Source organism: Aneurinibacillus uraniidurans, from assembly GCF_028471905.1.
In the GTDB taxonomy this organism is placed as follows: Bacteria; Bacillota; Bacilli; order Aneurinibacillales; family Aneurinibacillaceae; genus Aneurinibacillus; species Aneurinibacillus uraniidurans.
In genome coordinates this window covers 1,103,709-1,122,427 of sequence record NZ_CP116902.1, presented here as the reverse complement: position 1 = coordinate 1,122,427, position 18,719 = coordinate 1,103,709, and the positions used below count along the sequence as shown (strand labels likewise).

The 18,719-nt window shown below is 46.3% G+C and carries 27 protein-coding genes; 9 read left to right on the top strand and 18 right to left on the bottom strand.

The window, feature by feature from the left end; genetic code table 11:
- Positions 1 to 110: 110 nt before the first annotated feature.
- Positions 111 to 293: a division/cell wall cluster transcriptional repressor MraZ gene (locus PO771_RS05670; protein WP_272562303.1), complete on the bottom strand. Its 183-nt coding sequence runs from the start codon at positions 291 to 293 to the stop codon at positions 111 to 113.
- 282 nt (positions 294 to 575) lie between these two features.
- Here PO771_RS05670 and PO771_RS05665 point away from each other — a divergent pair, with 282 nt between their 5' ends.
- The 4 genes from PO771_RS05665 (at position 576) to PO771_RS05650 (ending at position 4,083) form a co-directional block, all read left to right on the top strand.
- Entirely contained in the window at positions 576 to 989 is a 414-nt protein-coding gene (locus PO771_RS05665) for a hypothetical protein (protein ID WP_272562302.1), read from the top strand.
- Positions 990 to 1,063: 74 nt separating this feature from the next.
- Positions 1,064 to 1,438 carry a potassium channel family protein gene (locus PO771_RS05660; RefSeq protein WP_272562301.1) on the top strand — a complete coding sequence of 125 codons (375 nt, stop codon included), beginning with the start codon at positions 1,064 to 1,066 and terminating at the stop codon, positions 1,436 to 1,438.
- Positions 1,439 to 1,564: 126 nt separating this feature from the next.
- On the top strand, positions 1,565 to 3,274 hold the full coding sequence (locus tag PO771_RS05655; protein WP_272562300.1) for a DEAD/DEAH box helicase: 1,710 nt from the start codon (positions 1,565 to 1,567) through the stop codon (positions 3,272 to 3,274).
- A complete protein-coding gene (locus tag PO771_RS05650; protein ID WP_272562299.1) occupies positions 3,271 to 4,083 on the top strand; it encodes a YqhG family protein in 813 nt (270 codons plus the stop codon). Before PO771_RS05655 ends, PO771_RS05650 begins: the two co-directional genes overlap by 4 nt.
- An 11-nt stretch (positions 4,084 to 4,094) precedes the next feature.
- On the opposite strand, the gene PO771_RS05645 is transcribed toward PO771_RS05650, so the two are convergent.
- The 15 genes from PO771_RS05645 to PO771_RS05575 all read right to left on the bottom strand — a co-directional run bounded on the left by PO771_RS05645 (position 4,095) and on the right by PO771_RS05575 (position 14,574).
- A complete protein-coding gene (locus tag PO771_RS05645; protein WP_272562298.1) occupies positions 4,095 to 4,277 on the bottom strand; it encodes a YqzE family protein in 183 nt (60 codons plus the stop codon).
- Between the two features lie 60 nt (positions 4,278 to 4,337).
- The gene (locus PO771_RS05640) at positions 4,338 to 4,856 is read right to left on the bottom strand and encodes a shikimate kinase (RefSeq protein ID WP_272562297.1); all 519 of its coding nucleotides are present in this window, start codon (positions 4,854 to 4,856) and stop codon (positions 4,338 to 4,340) included.
- Positions 4,856 to 5,230: a hypothetical protein gene (locus PO771_RS05635; RefSeq protein WP_272562296.1), complete on the bottom strand. Its 375-nt coding sequence runs from the start codon at positions 5,228 to 5,230 to the stop codon at positions 4,856 to 4,858. Before PO771_RS05635 ends, PO771_RS05640 begins: the two co-directional genes overlap by 1 nt.
- 11 nt (positions 5,231 to 5,241) lie before the next feature.
- Positions 5,242 to 5,601 carry a competence type IV pilus minor pilin ComGF gene (locus PO771_RS05630; protein WP_272562295.1) on the bottom strand — a complete coding sequence of 120 codons (360 nt, stop codon included), beginning with the start codon at positions 5,599 to 5,601 and terminating at the stop codon, positions 5,242 to 5,244.
- A 68-nt stretch (positions 5,602 to 5,669) separates the two neighbouring features.
- Positions 5,670 to 6,050 carry a PilV family protein gene (locus PO771_RS05625; RefSeq protein WP_272562294.1) on the bottom strand — a complete coding sequence of 127 codons (381 nt, stop codon included), beginning with the start codon at positions 6,048 to 6,050 and terminating at the stop codon, positions 5,670 to 5,672.
- Positions 6,047 to 6,514: a competence type IV pilus minor pilin ComGD gene (comGD, locus tag PO771_RS05620; protein ID WP_272562293.1), complete on the bottom strand. Its 468-nt coding sequence runs from the start codon at positions 6,512 to 6,514 to the stop codon at positions 6,047 to 6,049. Before comGD ends, PO771_RS05625 begins: the two co-directional genes overlap by 4 nt.
- Positions 6,504 to 6,863 carry a competence type IV pilus major pilin ComGC gene (locus PO771_RS05615; RefSeq protein WP_272562292.1) on the bottom strand — a complete coding sequence of 120 codons (360 nt, stop codon included), beginning with the start codon at positions 6,861 to 6,863 and terminating at the stop codon, positions 6,504 to 6,506. Before PO771_RS05615 ends, comGD begins: the two co-directional genes overlap by 11 nt.
- Before the next feature lie 22 nt (positions 6,864 to 6,885).
- Positions 6,886 to 7,941: a type II secretion system F family protein gene (locus PO771_RS05610; RefSeq protein ID WP_272562291.1), complete on the bottom strand. Its 1,056-nt coding sequence runs from the start codon at positions 7,939 to 7,941 to the stop codon at positions 6,886 to 6,888.
- Positions 7,892 to 9,010: a GspE/PulE family protein gene (locus PO771_RS05605; RefSeq protein ID WP_272562290.1), complete on the bottom strand. Its 1,119-nt coding sequence runs from the start codon at positions 9,008 to 9,010 to the stop codon at positions 7,892 to 7,894. The genes PO771_RS05610 and PO771_RS05605 overlap by 50 nt, the downstream gene beginning before the upstream one ends.
- Before the next feature lie 126 nt (positions 9,011 to 9,136).
- On the bottom strand, positions 9,137 to 9,808 hold the full coding sequence (locus PO771_RS05600) for an acetate uptake transporter (protein WP_272562289.1): 672 nt from the start codon (positions 9,806 to 9,808) through the stop codon (positions 9,137 to 9,139).
- A gap of 185 nt (positions 9,809 to 9,993) precedes the next feature.
- On the bottom strand, positions 9,994 to 10,440 hold the full coding sequence (locus PO771_RS05595) for a universal stress protein (protein ID WP_272562288.1): 447 nt from the start codon (positions 10,438 to 10,440) through the stop codon (positions 9,994 to 9,996).
- A gap of 76 nt (positions 10,441 to 10,516) precedes the next feature.
- Entirely contained in the window at positions 10,517 to 11,680 is a 1,164-nt protein-coding gene (locus PO771_RS05590; protein WP_272562287.1) for an HD-GYP domain-containing protein, read from the bottom strand.
- 115 nt (positions 11,681 to 11,795) lie between these two features.
- Positions 11,796 to 12,116: a YlbG family protein gene (locus tag PO771_RS05585; RefSeq protein WP_272562286.1), complete on the bottom strand. Its 321-nt coding sequence runs from the start codon at positions 12,114 to 12,116 to the stop codon at positions 11,796 to 11,798.
- A gap of 44 nt (positions 12,117 to 12,160) precedes the next feature.
- Complete coding sequence (locus PO771_RS05580; RefSeq protein WP_272562285.1) at positions 12,161 to 12,625, bottom strand: YlbF/YmcA family competence regulator; 465 nt, start codon at positions 12,623 to 12,625, stop codon at positions 12,161 to 12,163.
- Positions 12,626 to 12,693: 68 nt separating this feature from the next.
- Positions 12,694 to 14,574, bottom strand: a complete 1,881-nt coding sequence (locus tag PO771_RS05575; protein ID WP_272562284.1) for a hypothetical protein — start codon at positions 14,572 to 14,574, stop codon at positions 12,694 to 12,696.
- Positions 14,575 to 14,739: 165 nt separating this feature from the next.
- Here PO771_RS05575 and PO771_RS05570 point away from each other — a divergent pair, with 165 nt between their 5' ends.
- From PO771_RS05570 to PO771_RS05560, 3 genes are read left to right on the top strand one after another with little or no spacing between them, the layout of a single operon-like run.
- A complete protein-coding gene (locus PO771_RS05570) occupies positions 14,740 to 15,228 on the top strand; it encodes a PaaI family thioesterase (RefSeq protein WP_272562283.1) in 489 nt (162 codons plus the stop codon).
- A gap of 50 nt (positions 15,229 to 15,278) precedes the next feature.
- Entirely contained in the window at positions 15,279 to 15,638 is a 360-nt protein-coding gene (locus PO771_RS05565) for a hypothetical protein (protein WP_272562282.1), read from the top strand.
- Positions 15,639 to 15,653: 15 nt separating this feature from the next.
- Positions 15,654 to 15,833, top strand: coding sequence for a hypothetical protein (locus tag PO771_RS05560; RefSeq protein ID WP_272562281.1), 180 nt, complete (start codon positions 15,654 to 15,656; stop codon positions 15,831 to 15,833).
- Between the two features lie 57 nt (positions 15,834 to 15,890).
- On the opposite strand, the gene PO771_RS05555 is transcribed toward PO771_RS05560, so the two are convergent.
- Positions 15,891 to 16,280, bottom strand: coding sequence for an Asp23/Gls24 family envelope stress response protein (locus PO771_RS05555; RefSeq protein WP_096464614.1), 390 nt, complete (start codon positions 16,278 to 16,280; stop codon positions 15,891 to 15,893).
- A 90-nt stretch (positions 16,281 to 16,370) separates the two neighbouring features.
- Positions 16,371 to 16,643 carry an ArsR/SmtB family transcription factor gene (locus PO771_RS05550; RefSeq protein ID WP_272562280.1) on the bottom strand — a complete coding sequence of 91 codons (273 nt, stop codon included), beginning with the start codon at positions 16,641 to 16,643 and terminating at the stop codon, positions 16,371 to 16,373.
- Positions 16,644 to 16,817: 174 nt separating this feature from the next.
- On the opposite strand from PO771_RS05550, the gene sleB reads away from it, so the two are divergent.
- The gene (gene sleB / locus PO771_RS05545; protein WP_422664999.1) at positions 16,818 to 17,510 is read left to right on the top strand and encodes a spore cortex-lytic enzyme; all 693 of its coding nucleotides are present in this window, start codon (positions 16,818 to 16,820) and stop codon (positions 17,508 to 17,510) included.
- A 137-nt stretch (positions 17,511 to 17,647) separates the two neighbouring features.
- The gene (gene cax / locus PO771_RS05540) at positions 17,648 to 18,697 is read left to right on the top strand and encodes a calcium/proton exchanger (protein WP_272562279.1); all 1,050 of its coding nucleotides are present in this window, start codon (positions 17,648 to 17,650) and stop codon (positions 18,695 to 18,697) included.
- The last annotated feature ends 22 nt before the right edge of the window (positions 18,698 to 18,719 follow it).

Below are 18,719 nucleotides of genomic sequence, written 5' to 3'. Positions count from 1 at the left end.
GCGCGACGTGTGCCATCACGCGGCTCTTCCCGCTACACTCATCCGCTACTATGTAAAATCTATGCTTTAGCATGCGAAATATTCAGGAAAATAAAAAATTTCTTTATGTATCAATTTCGATTCCGTTTTACATCCAGGGTGCCTGTATAAATCGGTTCTGCTTTCGTTAGTACAATGCAATCATTCTCAATGACAAATTCAATAACACCATAACCAAGAACGTTTTGAAACTCTGCTGGAAGCAGGATATTCCCTTTTTCATCCATATGACAGACTACTGGCTTCTTATCCATTCTCTACACTCTCCTCCTGGTACGGGATAGAATTCTTTCTTTTATCTACTACTTATTTCACTGCACCTTTATTTATTCAATCTCTCTTTACGTTAAACTGTATATCATTTCTAATCAAGTAGTATTTTAAGACTAGTTTATACAAAAACAGCATTTGCAATGAGGTGCTATTTTCTCATTTTGTAAAAAAAGACAAGAAAACATAGGAGGAACAGACCGAAACATCTTATTATAGAAGTATGAATGTTTTTTACTGTACGTTTTAAAGAAAGGAGTACCGCTATGATACCTTCTAACTGCGCGGTATGCGGAAAAATATACCTAAAAATTTCCAAACCGGTATGTCCGGATTGTGCGCGTAAAGAACTTGAGACCGTTAAGCGAATTCGCCAATACTTAAAACCAAAAGAAAATCGAAATGCTCCCATTGCACAAATTTCAAAAGACCTCGATATTCCGATTGTTTATATAGAATACTTAATTAAGGAAAAATATTTTGATGTAACCCGTTATCCAAGCATGATGTATGCCTGCAAAAAATGCGGCGCCGCCATTACGGCCGGGGCATACTGCATGAATTGTATAAACGAGCTTCAGCAAGAAATTCAACAGGCAAAGAAACCTACTCAATCAGACGCTAGCAAAAAAGGCTATGATGAGGACGGGGACGAGCATTTTTACCGCAGCCGATTATAAACGATAGACTCCCGCATACATATGTACAAGATCGTATTCGTACAGATGTAACCCTTGTATGAAGGAGTCTTTCCATGAATCAGATTTCCAAACAAAAAACCTGGTACAACTTTGTAACGCTGTTTTTTCTGTATGTAAATCTGGTGATATTTTTTGCCCTCCTATACTGGGTAGTCGAATGGGCGAATTTAGGCTTTATTCTTGACCATTACGCCTCCGCTGCCCACCAGAAGCAGTGGAGCGACCGCATTACCCGTACGCTTTATTTTAGCGCCATTACCCTTCTCTCCGTTGGCTACGGTGATCTATCTCCGTTCGGCTGGGCACGCGGTGTGGCCATTCTCGAAGCACTGATCGGCTATGTTCTCCCTGGTGCTCTCGTCATCCGCTACGTGTTTACTCCCTCGATCCGCCGCTTTCGCATTTCCATTCGCCAGCGAGATAAATAACCAGAACGCCTATCCACGAGATCGGCGTTTTTTGTCTTTCTTTCCGTTTCTCTTCTCTCGGCTACATAGTTTTTAAGACAGCGCACATACTAGTTACGATTCTAGTAAACCAAAGGTGGTACAATCGTGACACACATCTCCGTTTCCTTCCAGGACGAATGGTTTGAAGACTTGCAGACGCGTATAACCGATGATGGTCCATGGGATCAACGTGAGTTATTTCGTCTGGCATGGGAGGCAACTCAAGCCAATGCGATTGGAGATTTTGATGAACTCCAGTGTCTGCGCTACCTCCCTCATCTCACACCGCTCGATCACCAGCTTACTACGGCGCAAACCGTCATTCGAGATATGCACGGGCGTGCCCTGCTTGCTGATGAAGTTGGTCTTGGCAAAACAATTGAAGCGGGCCTGATCCTGAAAGAATATATGGTACGCGGTCTCGTGAAAAAAGCACTTATTCTCGTTCCCGCCTCGCTTGTCGTCCAGTGGGTGCGAGAGCTAAACACAAAATTCTCCATCCCTGCGGTAGCTCAGACGAAAGAATACATGTGGACACGTCACGATATTCTTGTGGCATCAATCGACACAGCCAAGCGTCCACCGCATCGCGACATCGTATTGAACCAACCATATGACTTAATCATTGTGGATGAAGCACACAAACTAAAAAATAAACAAACGAAAAACTATCAGTTCATTCAGCAGCTGACGAAAAAATACTGTCTGCTTCTAACCGCTACGCCGATTCAAAATACGCTCAATGAGCTGTATAACCTGATCACCCTGCTTAAACCCGGTCACCTTGGACAGGCTGAACATTTCCAGCAAAGCTATGCACATGGCAAACGGAACGTGAAAAACAACGACACGCTCAAGCAGGAGCTGCGCAAGGTGATGGTCCGCAATCGACGCTCGGATGGCAATGTGGAATTCACGACCCGTCATGTCATTACAGTCCCCATTGAACTGTCAGCAGAAGAACAGGCACTATATAACGGCGTCACCGAGTTCGTACAAGAACAATATACGACTGCACAAGGCGCAAGCAATGCCCTGTCGCTAATCACACTCCAGCGAGAAGTATGCAGCAGCCGGGACGCTGCTTTTATGACACTTGTCAACATGCATAATCGGGCACCAGAAAACTCCCCGATTCGCGCTCATATTGTGGAGCTGGTGCACATGCTCAAAAAAATTGACCGTCACACAAAAGCGCAAAAAGCAGTCGACATCATTCGGGAATCTGACGATAAACTGATTATTTTTACTGAATACCGGGCCACGCAGGAATATTTGCAGCATCTGCTTGCCGAACACGACATTACGTCCGTCCTGTTTCGCGGGGGCTTTAAGCGCAGTAAAAAAGACTGGATGAGCCAGCTGTTTGAGTCACGTGCCCAGGTGTTGATTGCGACGGAAGCAGGCGGCGAAGGAATCAACCTCCAGTTTTGCAACCGCCTCATTAACTATGACATGCCATGGAATCCCATGCGTGTTGAGCAGCGAATTGGCCGCATACACCGACTTGGCCAGCAGCGGGACGTATACATTTATAATCTTGCTACAGCCAATACAATTGAAGAAAAAATTCTTCATCTGTTATATGAGAAAATTAATCTGTTCGAAATGGTCATCGGTGAACTCGATACGATTATTGACCGACTTCATTTACAAAAGTCGCTGGAACAAAATATCATTAACATTCTGCTCGCATCCAAAAGTGAAGGAGAGGTTCGGATTAAAATGGAGAATCTGGGTGAAATCATCCGGTCTGCACACAAGCAAATACCGTCAACAGCACGCGAGACACTGGAAGGATCGGTGCTGCCGTGAATCAGCAGGAGGTTCGCTCCTTTCTTGAACGTTATTTCGACGCCCATCAGACACATTATATCGAACGGCATCCTGCCTACTTTGTCGTTGAGCTTCCGATCAAAGTAGACAAAGATCTCGGCAACCGCCCGTTCTATTGGACATATGTAGAGCAGCTCGATCTCCCTCCTCAACCAATGAACATGACTTGCGTGTTTGAGCGACAGGCTGCTCCTCCAGATATACGAGGGGAAGATCTCACATTTGGTTCGCCCCGGCTGCAGCAATTTTTTGCCTCAGCTGAGCGGCACGGTCGCTATGTGCGCCTGTACGAACAAACTTCGTCTGACGTATCAAGTGAACAGACCGCACTCGTTCCTTGGCTTGGCATCAACTATAAAATTTCCTTTGTATGTGATCGCAAAAAAGATTTATTATTCTCGCTCGGTTTTAATCTGATCCACGGGCATATCGTAGAAGACTTCTATGCCAAAATGGAACAAACCACCCTCCAGCCTGCCTTGCCTGCATATGCGTATACAATGCGCCCTATTTATAGTCTGGAATCAGCCCGGACCTGCCTTCGCACGTACCTGTCTGAACGCATCAGCGCAGAGGATACCGCCTGGGCAGCCCGCGCACAAGAGCGGCTTGCCGCTGAACTCGAGATGGCCGAGCAATTTTACACACGACAAGCGGAGTCAGCCGAAGAGGAAACAGACTACACCACCTCGCACACCCGGCGGATGGAAGAGTTACGCTGGCAATATGAACCACGCATCGACGTTACTCTCATCAACGGTGGATTGTTTTATCTAAAAAAACAATAAAAGAACCCGGATCACAAATTCCGGGTTCTTCTCTTCGGGCGACGATGAAACAGCATACCGAGCGCTAAAGGAAGTAAGCCAAACCAGCGGTATGACCATGGTTCCCGTACTCGTTTGGGACGCTCCTGCTTAGGTGTTTCCACATACGTAACAAAGCGCTGCGTTAAATACCGAACGTATTCCTGAGAGGACATTGGTCCCCACCTCCTGTACGCTCATTTGTTTCTAGTATATCCCCCCGCACATCTTTTCAATCACACCGACGTCGCCACAAATGCAGGATGTGCGATAATCTCCTCTACGACTTCCTGTACGGTTTTGCCGTCCGTTTGGATATGAATCGGGGCAAAATCATACAGCCCCTCTCGCTCCTGTAACAGCTTTCGTACCCGTTCCTCCACATCCCCTGCCAGAAGCGGTCGGTTTGCATCCCCACGAACACGCTCAACAATCGTCTCTGGACGCGCAAACAGCGCAACAACAATTCCACTCGCCTGCATAATTTCAATATTGCGCGGCTGCGTTACAACACCGCCTCCCGTTGTAAGAACTTGTCCATCTACGCGCTGCACCAACTCACGCAGCACCTGCGTCTCGCGCAAACGAAAACCTTCCTCTCCTTCCGTCTCAAACAGATCCGGAATGCTTCGGCCTGCCTGTTCGACCACGCACTCATCCAAATCAACCTGTCTGCAGCCAAGCCGTCTGGCAAGTGCCTCCCCTACCGTTGTTTTTCCTGTTCCCATGAATCCGATCAAAATAACATGTCTCATCAACTTTCACTCCACTTCACAATACGTCCCGCTTGCGTCTCTACTGTCAGGCACACGCTCGCACGATCGGCCACTGCTCCAATCATCACATATACACCGTTTCGCTTGAGCACATCTACTTTCACCCGCTCTCCGTCTACCTGATACCAGCTTGTATTCGGCAACGAAGCCTCTCGCAGTAAGTATTCCACTGCCATATATGCAGCAGCTTCTGCCCGATATTTATTCGCTAGGCGTGCGCGATCATTTGCCGCAATCCGACCGAGTGTATACAAAATCCCAGTTGTATGTAAAATGAGCAGCAGCACCAAATGCGTATACACAATAATAATGAGCAGAGCCGACCCACGGGAACGCGTCTGATTTTTCTGCATTATACCACCTCTCATGCAGCCAGTTCTACTCTTTTGGCGATGAACACTTCCCCCTTCCAGGATACACCGCCTTTTGTAAGTTCAATGTACACCTGGCAGCCATTCGGAAATACGGTAAAATCCACCCGACTTACATATTGCAGTATCACGACATAACCAGTACCGTTTACTTGTCGACATAACCGATTTCCTGTCATCCAGTACATGATCGTGCCCCCCGCATCATCCCGAAAACGGAGCACATATGAAGTCGGTGTTTCAAACTGATCACTGCGACGAATTTCTTCCTCTATATACATGAAAAAAGAACGAGCTTCTATCTCCAGTCGCTTCACCTCTTGCACCTGCTGCATCTCTCGCTCTACTTGCACATACAGTACCAGCACAACGGCAGCTAGTAAGAAGAGCACCAGAGACGAAATCAGACTTTCTAACAGCGTTATCCCCCGCTCCCAGTTCCTCTTGCAGGAGTCCTTCCCAGAAAACGGCTCCCTTTTACCTGAACCTGTTTGCGCTCTGCTTCTGCTCCCCATTGCACCAGCACCTCACACCGTTCCACTCGTTCGGTAAGCGACTCACTCTGTATCCTTATGTCGTAACGACAGCCTTCTATCTCCTTTTGAAACGTTCCAACAACTCCATCCATTTTCCATCGCTCCACCATAGAATAAGCGAGTAAATATCCCTGTGTTTCCTCTGCTTGCCCCTCTCGAATTTGCACAGCTAGCGCCGTCATCTGCCCGGTCACGCCTACAAGCAGAGCCACCAGTAAAATACTGATCACTGTCTCAACATACGAAAAACCATCCTGACTCTTCATTCACTCCCTCCATCCACCTGAAACCGTCCACTTGCTATATACAACACAACCTTTCGTTCCTTCCCTTCCGGATTAATCAGTCGAATCGTCCCAGCACGACTGATATGTCCCAATTCGTTAAAATAAACCATCAGCCCTTGAAAGTTATGATACAGACGAAAGCCAACAGGTAATGGTGCCTGTTTAAGCGGTTGTCCGTATGCCGTTCGAATCGTATAACCCGAAGCATCTGCTGCGAAATTGATTGTAATCGTACTCTGGCGGCAGCGCGCTTCACTGGCTGCCCAATATAGATCCGCCGTCAGCTGTTCAATATACTGCCGCTCCTGCATCCGCTGAACACTGTACTGGACAACCGGCATTATAATAGCAAGCATGCAGGTAAGAATTGTTATGGTCAGCAGCATTTCAATCAAGGTGAAGCCTCGCTCACCATCATATTGACCTGATCGATTACGGTGCATGATGTATCGTACAGGATACGTCCACCGACTTACCATCTGCCGATGGAGTAAACGTATACGTTCCTCCACCTGAACACGTCGGACGTTCTTCTAAATAATGCTTAGCCAACAGTTCATCAATCTCTTTTCGCATTGTCGGGTATACATTCCCGTTATTCAAATAATACGTTTCCATCGCTACTTTCAACATTCGCTTGTTTAACTCACAGCTCCGATTTTGTGCATTCACAACCGTATCTTTATAAACAGGCAGGGCAAGCGACAAAAACACGCCGATAATCGCGACTACAACCAGCATTTCAATTAAGGTAAAACCTCGTTCATTATGCTTCGTTCCCATGCGATTCATCTGATCTATACGGCTCCTTCCTTTATTGTGAAATACGACTCATCATATACAATACAGGCAAAAACAAAGAAAAAACGACGCCGCACACGATCAGCCCAATCCCAAGCAGAAGTCCCGGCTCGATCCAGCGCAGCATCTGTTCGATCCTATGACGAACATGCCTTTCCAGCTGCTCACTATACACAAGCAGACATTCATCAATCTGCCCACTCTGCTCCCCAAGTTCAAGACAGCGGATCAATCCCTGTGTAAAACAAACGCGATTCCGCATCGTAGCACTCAAGCTCTGCCCTTTCAGCAGTTCCCCTATTAACAGATGCATCTCCTGCCTCATTACAGCCCACGGAGCTTTCTCATAAAACAGCGTACAAATGTCAAGAATAGACACACCCGCCTGAAACAAAAGCCCTGCCTGGCGTGCAAAATATTGGGTATATGCAATCCGACAAAAAGTTCGTATACCAGGAATCCGAAGCCAGAATAAGCCGAGAGAAGCATGATTTCGCCCCCATAGGAGAAGAGGTGTCATGCCAGCTACTAGGAGAATCACAATGGGTAGAGCCGATAGCGTAACCGAACTAGCCTGAAGAAATAGACGAGTAAAAACAGGAAGCTGAAGATTCATCGACGCATACATCGAAATCATCTGAGGCAAAATCGTATGGAGCAAAAACAGTAGACTACAAGAGGAAAGAACAAGTAACAACAACGGATAACTAAGAAGCTGCCTGAGACGCTGCTTCCATTCATACCTCTTTTGATAATGCAGGGCCGCAAATCGAAAGCAACGAGCATAATCACCATGAGCTTCCCCTGCCGAAAGCAATGAGAGAAAAAATGCAGGGGGCCGAATTTGCTCGAGTGCATGAGATAGTGGATAGCCAGCTTCAAGCTCCTTCCTGACGGCCTGAAGCTGCCGTCTATATAAAAGCGGCATATGAGAACTTGTAACATCCAGCGCATCAAGAAGCGGAATTCCACCTTCTAGCAGATGAGAGAGACTGTCACATAGACGGGAGAGCAAGACATCAGACCACTTGATTCGTAGACGCATACGACTTGTATAACATCGGAGCATCTGGCTCCGCTTCTCTTTCCGCTATTTTTTGTTCAAGAGAGACCGACAAGGGAACAAATCCGTTTGTCCGTAAATAACGATTCATTTCATCCGCTGAGCAGCGATGAAGAATATACGGATGAAAATCATCGGCTACCACCAGCACTTCATAAATCCCTATACGACCACACAGGCCACTTCCATGACAGGATGAACATGCTGGCATCTCACCGTAGCAATTCGGACATGGGCGGCGTACAAGCCGCTGGGCAATTACACCGACCAGTGCAGATGTAAGCAGGTACGGCTCAATTCCCATATCAAGCAAACGAACAATCGTGCCAACCGCATCTTTTGTATGAATCGTCGATATAAGGAGATGACCTGTAAGCGCAGCCCGAACGGCAATCTCTGCTGTCAGCTTGTCCCGAATCTCTCCGACCAGAATAACGTCCGGGTCCTGCCGCAGTACAGCTCGCAGCCCTTCATGAAAGGATAGGCCGGAACGCGGATGAATCTGCACCTGATTAATCCCTGGAATCCGATATTCCACCGGCTGTTCTAGCGATACGATGTTACGCCCTTCACTGCTCAGCTCCTGAAGCATCGTGTACATCGTCGTTGTTTTACCACTTCCGGTCGCTCCCGCTACCAGAATCATTCCCTGTGTTCCCGAAAGCATGGAGCGAACGCGGGAGGCATCCGTCTCATTCATGCCAAGCGAAGTAAGGGTGCCGTAGCGAGGTGCGTGCGGAAGTAGACGAAGCACAGCTTTCTCGCCATAAATGGTCGGAAGCGTTGCCACCCGTACATCAATCATCTCCCCGTGCTCTTCTTCCTTAGATTCCAACGAAAATCCGCCATCCTGTGGCAGCCTCCTCTCTCCAATGTCCATACCTCCCATCAGTTTAAGACGTGAGATGACAGGAGGTCCCCAGGCTTCTTCTTTACGCTCTACTTCCTGCAAATATCCATCTAGGCGAAATCGGATGACAAGTTCATTCGTCGCTGGTTCAATATGAATATCACTTGCGCCCCTGGCAATTCCGTCCCGGATAACCGCTATGACATATTCCGACACATCCAGCATCCTTACCCCTCCTTTTTTACCAAATTATACCATATACTTACAAGAGAACAACTCTTTCCCGACACTTTTCTGCAAAAAAAATCCCGCTGATCTACTCAGCGGGAAAATGTACGTATGTTAGAAAAATTATTCGTTTGCTGCCACTTTTCGACCGGTAGCAGGCTGGCTATTTGCTGGTGCAGTTTTCTTGATCAGACCAAGCGGCTTACCAAGCGGCAGGACTTGTCTACCAAAGAAAGCGTTGAGGAATGCAGCTCCTGCTGCGTAAAAACCAATAAGAGAAATAATAAGTTCAGAATAAGCGGCAAGCTTCGAGAACATTTCTTTATTCACACCGAGTGTTGCCAGTGCAAGTGAGAATAAAAGAACATCGATCAAGATCAGAATCGCTGCAAACGCTTTATTAACTTCCAATGCTGCTACTGTAATAAATAAAGAAAAGATCAAGTATCCAAAAAATGCGAAAGCCAGTTGTTTCGGGTCTGCTAATTTTCCAACATCCCCAAACCACCCAAGGGCGATCATCCAGTGCGACGCAACCCCGATCCAGAACAATCCGTATGCGCCTAGAACAATCGAACCGAAATAATTGTTTTTCTTAAAATCTACAGTTGAAGCCCAAATTTGAGCAATTGCGCCAAGGAAAATCGCCCATGGCAATAAATAAGTAGTGCCAGTCGTCCACCCAAGTTTTTGTGATGATGCCACAAACGTTACCATCGCCAATCCAAACACACCGAGTGCGGTTGGATCTGACATTACGATCTTTGTTTCTGCAACTTCCTGGTTACTCTTCATAAACATTCTCTCCCTTTTTCTGTTTTTTCTCTCTTTTTCTATTTATCTAATTTTTCTAACGGATTAAACTTACATTATTTACAGTTGATTGTCAACAGTCTAGAACATAAAAAAGAAAGCGATTACTTTTCGTACAATAAAAAATCCCTGATTCGCTCATATCGGATCAGGGATTAAATCTCTCACTATTTCACGATAAGAACCGGGCAAGAAGCGAGCTGAGAAACTTTATGACTAACACTTCCTAGCATCATTTCTTTCAAGCTACCAAGTCCACGACTTCCTATAACGACGAGGCCTACTTGATTTTCCTCTGCATACTTAACGATCTCATGTGCTGGATCTCCTGTTACATATACAGCCTGAATCGCAATATCACGCGCCATCGCTTTTTCTTTCGCTTCTTCAAGTAATTTTTGCGATTCTTTACGAATTGCCTCATTTACATTCTCATCAAAGTCTTTCGTCAAATACGCCATTTCCCCTACAATATATGGAGAGACAAAGACTTCTCTGCCTACATGCAACACAGCAAGTTCCGCCTTCTGCTCGGCGCTAAGTGCAATCGCAGCCTCCAGTGCTTTTACTCCCATCTCAGAGCCATCAATCGCAACCACTATTTTAGTAAACATTCTGTTTTCCCCCTAGCTGTATTCATTTTCTCTTTCATTGTAACATGTTCGAATAAAAAAAGTTGTCACAATTATGTTACTTACTTATGGCAAAATTCTTTGCAGATTTCGTACAATGTTCACTATCTGCTTTTTCCTCAAGCTGCTTAAAGCGCGGCCACTCCCCTCGTTCAAACAGAGCAAGTGCTGCTGCTGCCGCTTTTGGATGAAACTGTTTCCCCATACAGCTCTGGATTTCTGCCATTCCTTCCTCTACTGTCTTCGGCTGATTATACGACCGCGTAGACGTCATTGCATCGAACGAATCGGCAACGTTTACAATAGCTGCAAGAAATGGAATCTCTTCTCCCGCCAGTCCCTTCGGATAGCCAGTTCCATCATATTTTTCATGATGATACAGGATAATATCCCTCACACCACTCAATTTTTGAAGCCCTTCCATAATGCGTGCACCTTCCGTGGAATGACTTTTAAGTTCATTCCATTCATCAAGCGTAGGGCGACCTGTTTTATTAAGCAGGCTGGACGGAATATGAATTTTCCCAATATCATGCAACAACGCTCCGTACCGCAACGTAAACATATCTTCCTGGGTAAGTGCAAGCTCATTGCCAATCGCAAGTGAATACATCTGCACGCGCGTTGAATGACCAAGTGTATATGAATCTTTACTACCAATCGCTTTGGCAAGACTTGTCACAAGCTGATCAAGTACAATCTCTTCGTTCTCCTGCATCGATTGGAAATGCACCATTAACATATCAGCCAACAGACCAAATACCGGTAGCATACATAACTTGGGCCATATGTGCCCCACCCCAACAAACCGGCCCTCCATGATCTGATGGTAAGATAAGTCGTATCCAACCAAAATTATAAGTGCCAATAGCGAGTATATTAGACCAAAGCGCTTTGAACCGTACAGTCCTACAGATGCGATTCCTAGATAAATCAAGTATAAATAAGGACTTTCTTCAATGCCTCCTGTTACAGTCATATAACAAAGTACAAATGCAAAGTCCATAAAACGAAGTTTGCTCTCATTCTCTTCTAGAAAAATTCCTGTCTTCTTCCCTTTCCAACTGTATACAAAAGCTGCAATAATCCATCCGGTTAGTGTCAATCCCCAGAACACAATCCCATTAAATCCGGGATAATCCTTAACAAGAAAGTATGATAGCGTAATCACCGTTAACGAAACGAAGCGGAGTTTACTCTTAATGTGGTTATGCATAAACATTTTGGTTTTTCCCTTTCTCTGTGTACTTATGCATTATACCATTGGCACTATTACCAAACAATGAATAAAAAAAGCAACCCTTATCGGCTGCTTCTTCAGAATCATTTTATGCTTTTTATAGGCTATTATGCTGTTCTCCACGCGCAATCGACAAAATCTGGTTCTCTTCCATTTTGTAGTCGAATTCTTTCGCCTTATCTGGCTTGGCATTGTCGTACACCGTCTTAATCTCATGGCGATGAGAGTGTTCTACACGCGTAACGAAGTCTAAGCGTGCGATACGTTCGACTGTCTGCTCAAATGTATCAGCCGCTATATACATCGACACATAATTCAGGCGGCGTGACATGTAGTGGATATTGCCAAACTTGCGTAAGTTGCGGGCCGCTTTTAAGCTTTTCACGTATACGGCAAGCCCTACGCGTCTTTCTCTCATGCTTCGACTCTCCTTCTTCATACTAGCATTGCTTAGCTCTTAGGTCAGCGTGATGAGCAGCCGCATCCTCCGCCTGTACCGCATCCTCCGCTGCCGCATCCCCCACCAAGCTCATACAACGGGTTATTGCTTGGCACTTTAATCTGCTCCGATACGGAATCAGCAATTACCCGGCTTACCCGATACAACAGTTCATCTAAATCATTCTCAGCCTGCTTGAATGCGGCAATGCTTGACACTTTATCAAGCTCCCGCTTTTTCTCACGGACACCACGAGTAACAGTATGATAATCAGGATGATAAGTCCCGAATCGTTCCACTTCTTCATGCGCTTCTTTTAGGCGTTTGAAGCTCTCAATCAGTGCGGCGGCCCCTCCGTCAGCTTCCATCTCCTGACGCGTCTCCTTATAACGCCGCATTTCCTGTGAGTGGGTCAGCTGTTCGCCAATGTGATAGGCACGTTCTAATACATCGTTCCAATCTAGCACCTTGATTGACTTGCTTGCCATTTCCTCACCTCGCCCATTATTGTATCATTTTGTCCTCACTGTGCATAGTCTTTGCTCGACAAGCCTGCTTAGAAGAAGGAGAGCTTCCAACTGACCCGACCAACTTCTTGAAGCGGAACCGTCATGCTATCGTCTGCGATAGCAAATCGAACACGATAGTGACCATCTTCATTTCGAATTTCTGTTACACGTGCACCTTCCCATTCGCTCGTTCCGACTTCAAGTCGAAGCGGCACCCCGAGCACCTGAGCTTTGGACAACATGTTACGAAGTGTGGACGCATGATACGTCTGCCAGTTTTTATACCAGATAGCAGGAATATTCCGCAGTTCTGGAAGGGAGTCTTCCAGTACTGGAAATACTGATTCTACCTTAAATCCTATCTCATCTGCCTTTTGTACTGCAAACGGACGCAATACGGGTTCCTCGGCAGACTGGACAAGAATATTATGTTTTTCCAGCGCAGTACGGACAATGTTCCAGCCTGCTTCGTGGATGAGAAAGTCACACGTATTCAAGCGCTCTCGTACAGCATGCGCAAGAGATGGCTCGCCAGCTAGCCAGTCTGCCACTGCTTCATCCGGACAGCGCAAAAAAAGGACATGATCAAAAGTCGCGGTCTGCCCACCGTTCATCCAGCGCTCAAGCTGTTTTCGTACAGGCTCAGGAATGTCCGCCCCCTGAATCTTCGTAAGAAGCACTTTCAGATCGGCACGCCCTCGGGAACGCATACCGTCCCGAACGCTCTGCGGTGTAAGCCGGAACGTCCACACCTCCTGCTGATCCGCAAGCGCTGCATAAGCCCCCATTTCCCAGCGAACATCATACGGAGCAGACGGAAGTAGGAGCACATCCATTGTCGGCTGCACGTATCCCAGGCGTTCGTCTGTTCCTGTTTCCTCTTCATACATGCCTGGTTTTTGGCCATTCCAGCTAAACCACACACGGCTTTCGTTGGTATGGCAGCATCCAAAACCTAACCCGGCAAGAAGCGGCAGCACATGATCAATAAAACCATCCCATGCCTGTTGATCCAAGGTGACCCCTGCTTCCGCAAGAAGAATACGTTCCCGGTCATACAAAGCCTCCACATCCACTTCATCAGCCAGCGTAAGTCCTTCTAGCATACCCGGATACAGCGGATGTAAACGACCTACAATCTCTTTAGTCGCTTGCCATACGCGAGCCTGCACGTTTGATCGCCTATCTGCAAACAAGCGACATACCGCTTTATTTTCCACCTGATATACGAGCCCTGCATCTGTTTCATAAAGCTGAAGCGCTCCTGTCTGAAGTAATAAGTCTACTACAAATCTTTCTCTTGCTGTGTAATCGGTATCTGGTACATATACAGCAGCGATCAACTCTTCCTCATACGGAATAAGCGCCTGCAGGCGTCGCCTTATTTTCATCGGCAATGTACCCTTTTTTGTTAACGCAATGGGCTCATGACGGTATGTATGTATAGTCGTAAATAATACATCCCATATAGCAGGTACAGGTTCAGATCCATCCATTCTTATGTGTAATGATCCACCCTTTTTTTCGCTAGCTCGGATGTGAGCTCGCCACACTGCCTGCAAGTCGTATGGCATGATATATGCGACTTCTCCCCATAATCGGCGGAGTGTATATACAAGCCCCCGTCTTCTAAGTCCTGTTAAGCCACTATAAGCAGCAAGTGGCGATGTAGTACGCGCATATTGCTCCATCTGTCGGTATGTAAGCATATCGTGACCGATCGCGAACAGCATATACACAAGCATTTGTTTTTCTTCCTGTGTCATCGCCTGCCACGTTTGTTCCACTGTTGTTGGGGTAAGCAGATGTAGCGCTGCCCTGTTTCTTTCTGGCCAGTTATTTACGGAAGCAAGCTGCGTATACAGCCTTTCATTAATACTGCCAAGAATCCGATCTACTGTGTAAACATCGTTATTTGTTTGAATCATACGGTTCACCATCCGAATACAAAACATTGTTGTAAGTAAGTATACACATTTCCTACGTCAAGACAAACTGCACGTTCCTTGTTATACGAAAAGTAGTTTTCCACAAAAATCTTGTATACTACAAAAGAACACGACAAAGCAATCCTACAAAGGACAGGTGAAAGCATGAGACACGACCAGGAAGCATTGCTTCAATTTGTAAAAGATACGCTTGAGAATGGATCAGAGGAAGATCAACAGATTCTATATCTTGCCCGCCAGGCTATAGAATACATGCAGGAACGTAAAACAGCCTATATTTCCGGCTTCCTTGGACTGCAAGGAGAATACCTGGAGGATGGGACATACCGCTTTGATGTGCCTATTACCCCTTTTATGATGAATCGACTCGGTATTGTACACGGCGGTATGACAGCTACTCTCGCCGATAGCGTGATGGGATCAGTAGCAAGTCGGACTACAGGTTATAAGGTCGTCACTACCGAGATGAACGTTCACTACCTTTCTCCTGGCAAGGGAGAAAGATTAATCGCTACCGCTTCTGTACTGAGGCGAGGACGTACTCGTTGTGTATGTGAATGCCGCATTCATAATGAGAAAGGGCGACTTATACTAGCCGGCACAGGCGCGTTCCAATTAATTGAGCCGCGATAATCGGCGCATCCGGCCCACTCCTGCATACTGTGTAAGAGGGAGGGGAGAAAATGGCGAAGCGTAGGAATACCGAGACTACAAAATCAAGCGGACAAACAAACAAAACGCAGACAAACAATACACAAACAAATAGCACCCATTCTTCTCCGTATGACCATTTCTTCTCCTCGAAACAACTTGAAATTATTACGGCTGCTCTGCTTTTATCTGGAGAACTCATCACCGATTCCATTGAGTTCGGACGCGATGGAGGGATTATCGTTTCGCTGGTCGGAAAGTTACAGAATCCCTGCCAGAAGAATCAGCAGGAAAATCGTGTCGGCGAACTTGCTAACTTCCTACGTAATAACGGTACGATTACACTGGATGAAATTTTGGCTGCTCTTAAGCGGCGAATGCAGGATCCGTAATCAGGAGGGAGATACATGAAAAATTCGAGCCCAACCGGAACTTCCAGCACAAGCGGAACTCCAAACACAAATGGAACTAGTGCAGCAGATAATCCATTGGCTGTATCACTGTTACTCGGATTACTTGTCATTATTGGGTTATTCGGGGTAAAAAATCCAAAAGTTCCATCGACTATTGAAATTGCTGTTGCGTAAAAACGAAAAAGCGCAGTGACATAATAAATGCCCTGCGCTTTTTACATGACTCTGTTTTTATTTCACACGCTGCGCTGCTTCTGGCAGCTGTTCTTTTTCAGGTTTCGGGAATTCTACCCCTTCTACTTTCACATTTACTTCCACGACACGTAAGCCCGTCATGGACTCCACCGCATCTCGTACATTCTGCTGGAGCGTGCGACATGCTTCATCGATCTTACTGCCGTACGCTACAATTACGCGCAGATCAATCGCCGCTTCGAATTCTCCCACTTCTACGGAAACACCTTTTTGCACGTTTTTTCCACTTACACGACGAGCTAATCCTTCGGTAATTCCACCTGACATACCTGCGATTCCTGCGGTTTCTGTTGCGGCAATCCCAGCAATTACTGCCACGACATCATCCGCAATCCGTACCACTCCGTTTCCTTTTACATCAGCCATTGGAATTCCTCCTTTATATCTGATTAATTTTCATTGTATTCGTTCATCTGGGCGCTGGCAACTTGTTTCAGGCAATTGCCCCACTTTTTTCTACAATCCTTGAAGTAAGTGTGTCAATTCCCGCAGGCGGTCCCGCTGCACCCGGTAGCAAACGAATGTCCCCTGCTCCTCCGTTGTAACCAATCCACTGTCTTTTAAAATTTTGAGATGATGCGACACTGTGGACTGCGCCACCCCGACAAGTGAAACCATATCCCCGCAGTATGACTCACCTTGCTCTGCCAGCAAGGTGAAAATACGCAACCGTACCGGGTGGCCGAGCGCTTTGCAGATGGATACGATCTGTTCGTATTTAATTTCCATAGCAAGGATTCTCCAATCATTTCCTTTGTTTCTTCTCTTTTATTATACACATGTTTTCGTATCGAGACGTGCAAAATATGGGTACTACCTTTTACAGGAGGGATTCCCATGAAAAAATATATGCGCCACAATCGTATCTGGCCCGTGGTACTGATTCTGGCCATTGCCATGACGATGCCGTGGCTTGCGCCATCGCCTGCGCACGGGTTCAGCGAGGAAACGGTATATGTCGGATCAAGCGGAAAAGACGTTACTGAAATGCAGGGACGGCTCAAATTTCTCGGTTTTTATACCGGACCGGTAGATGGTACTTTCTCGTGGCGTACGTATAACGGACTGCGCAATTTCCAGTATGAATTCGGCATACCTATTGATGGCATACTTGGACCGAAAACAAAGTTAAAACTGTGGGAAGCGACGAAAAACTGGCGCCCAGGCGCACCAGAAACAGCGCCTGCAAAAACTGAAACAGCCACAGCACCAAAGAAACTGCCAAAAACAAATGTTAACTTCTCTCAAAACGAATTAAAAATGATGGCGAACGCAGTATACGGGGAATCACGCGGCGAGCCATATGTCGGCCAGGTAGCGGTAGCCGCCGTTATTCTCAACCGAGTGAAAAGCCCATCCTTTCCTAACTCACCGAGTGCAGTTATTTTTGAACCAGGAGCTTTTACGGCTGTATCGGATGGTCAGATATGGCTGACTCCGAATGAAACAGCCGTTAAAGCGGTTCAAGATGCGCTGAATGGCTGGGATCCAACGGGTGGTGCGCTGTACTATTTCAATCCAGACACCGCGACATCAGCGTGGATTTGGAGCCGACCACAGATTAAGAAGATCGGCAAGCATATTTTCTGCAACTGATTGTACAAAAAAGCGGATGTGTCAAGGCGACAACTCCGCTTTTCTTCTTGTCCCTTCCAATGTTTTTCTTTTCATTTTGACTAAAAAAGAGTATGTTCATGTAAGAAAACATACATAAAGAAAGTGAGGATGTGAGTGTGAATCAAAAACTGTTTTACAGTTTGGTCGTATTTTTCACTGCACTAAGTGCCTGGGCCCACTATTTTACTCATTCATCGGGCCTGCAGTTTGCAACCGCAGCCGCTGCAATCATCGTACTTGCCGCGCTGCTTGGAAAAGCAACGGAAAGCGTAGCCCATTATGCAGGTGAGCGGATCGGGGGCTTTCTAAATGCTACATTCGGCAACGCTGCTGAATTGATCATTTCGATTTTCCTAATTAAAGAAGGCCTATTCGATATGGTAAAGGCAAGTATTACCGGCTCGATTATTGGCAACTTGCTGCTTGTACTTGGCTTAAGCGTCATTGCAGGCGGACTTAAATTCAAAGAGCAGCGGTTTAACACACTGCTGGCCGGACATAACTCTTCTCTTATGCTACTTGCTGTCATTTCTCTGTTTATTCCGGCTGTCTTTATGCGGCAATTAAACGTTCCACATATCAATCAGCTCAGCCTTATGATCTCTGGGCTCCTGATTGTTGCGTATGTTTTATGGCTCATCTTCTCCATGGTCACGCACAAAGACGTTCTCTCTGATCAAGATTCCACTGATGAAGAGGAGAGTCCAATATGGAGCAAAAGCACATCTATTCTCATTCTGCTCGTCGCGACTGTATTTGTAGCGATCACAAGCGAATGGCTCGTACATAGCATTGATGCGGTAGCTAAGTCGCTTGGCTGGTCTGAAATCTTCGTCGGGGCATTTGTAATTGCCATTGTCGGGAATGCCGCCGAGCATAGCGCTGCTGTTTTTATGGCGCTGAAAAACAAAATTGGCGCATCTGTTGAGATCGCCGTCGGAAGCAGCCTTCAGATTTCCCTGTTCGTAGCTCCAACCCTTGTATTTGTCAGCTTATTGTTCGGCAGTCAAATGAATCTCGTATTCACGTCCTATGAACTGGCCGCCATCGGGGTTGCTGTCTTTATCGCTTCTTCGATTGCGCGCGATGGAAGTACAAACTGGTATGAAGGAATTTTACTTTTGGTCGTGTATATTATAGTAGGAACTGCATTCTATTTTATCTGAAGTACAAAATCTGGAGGATATA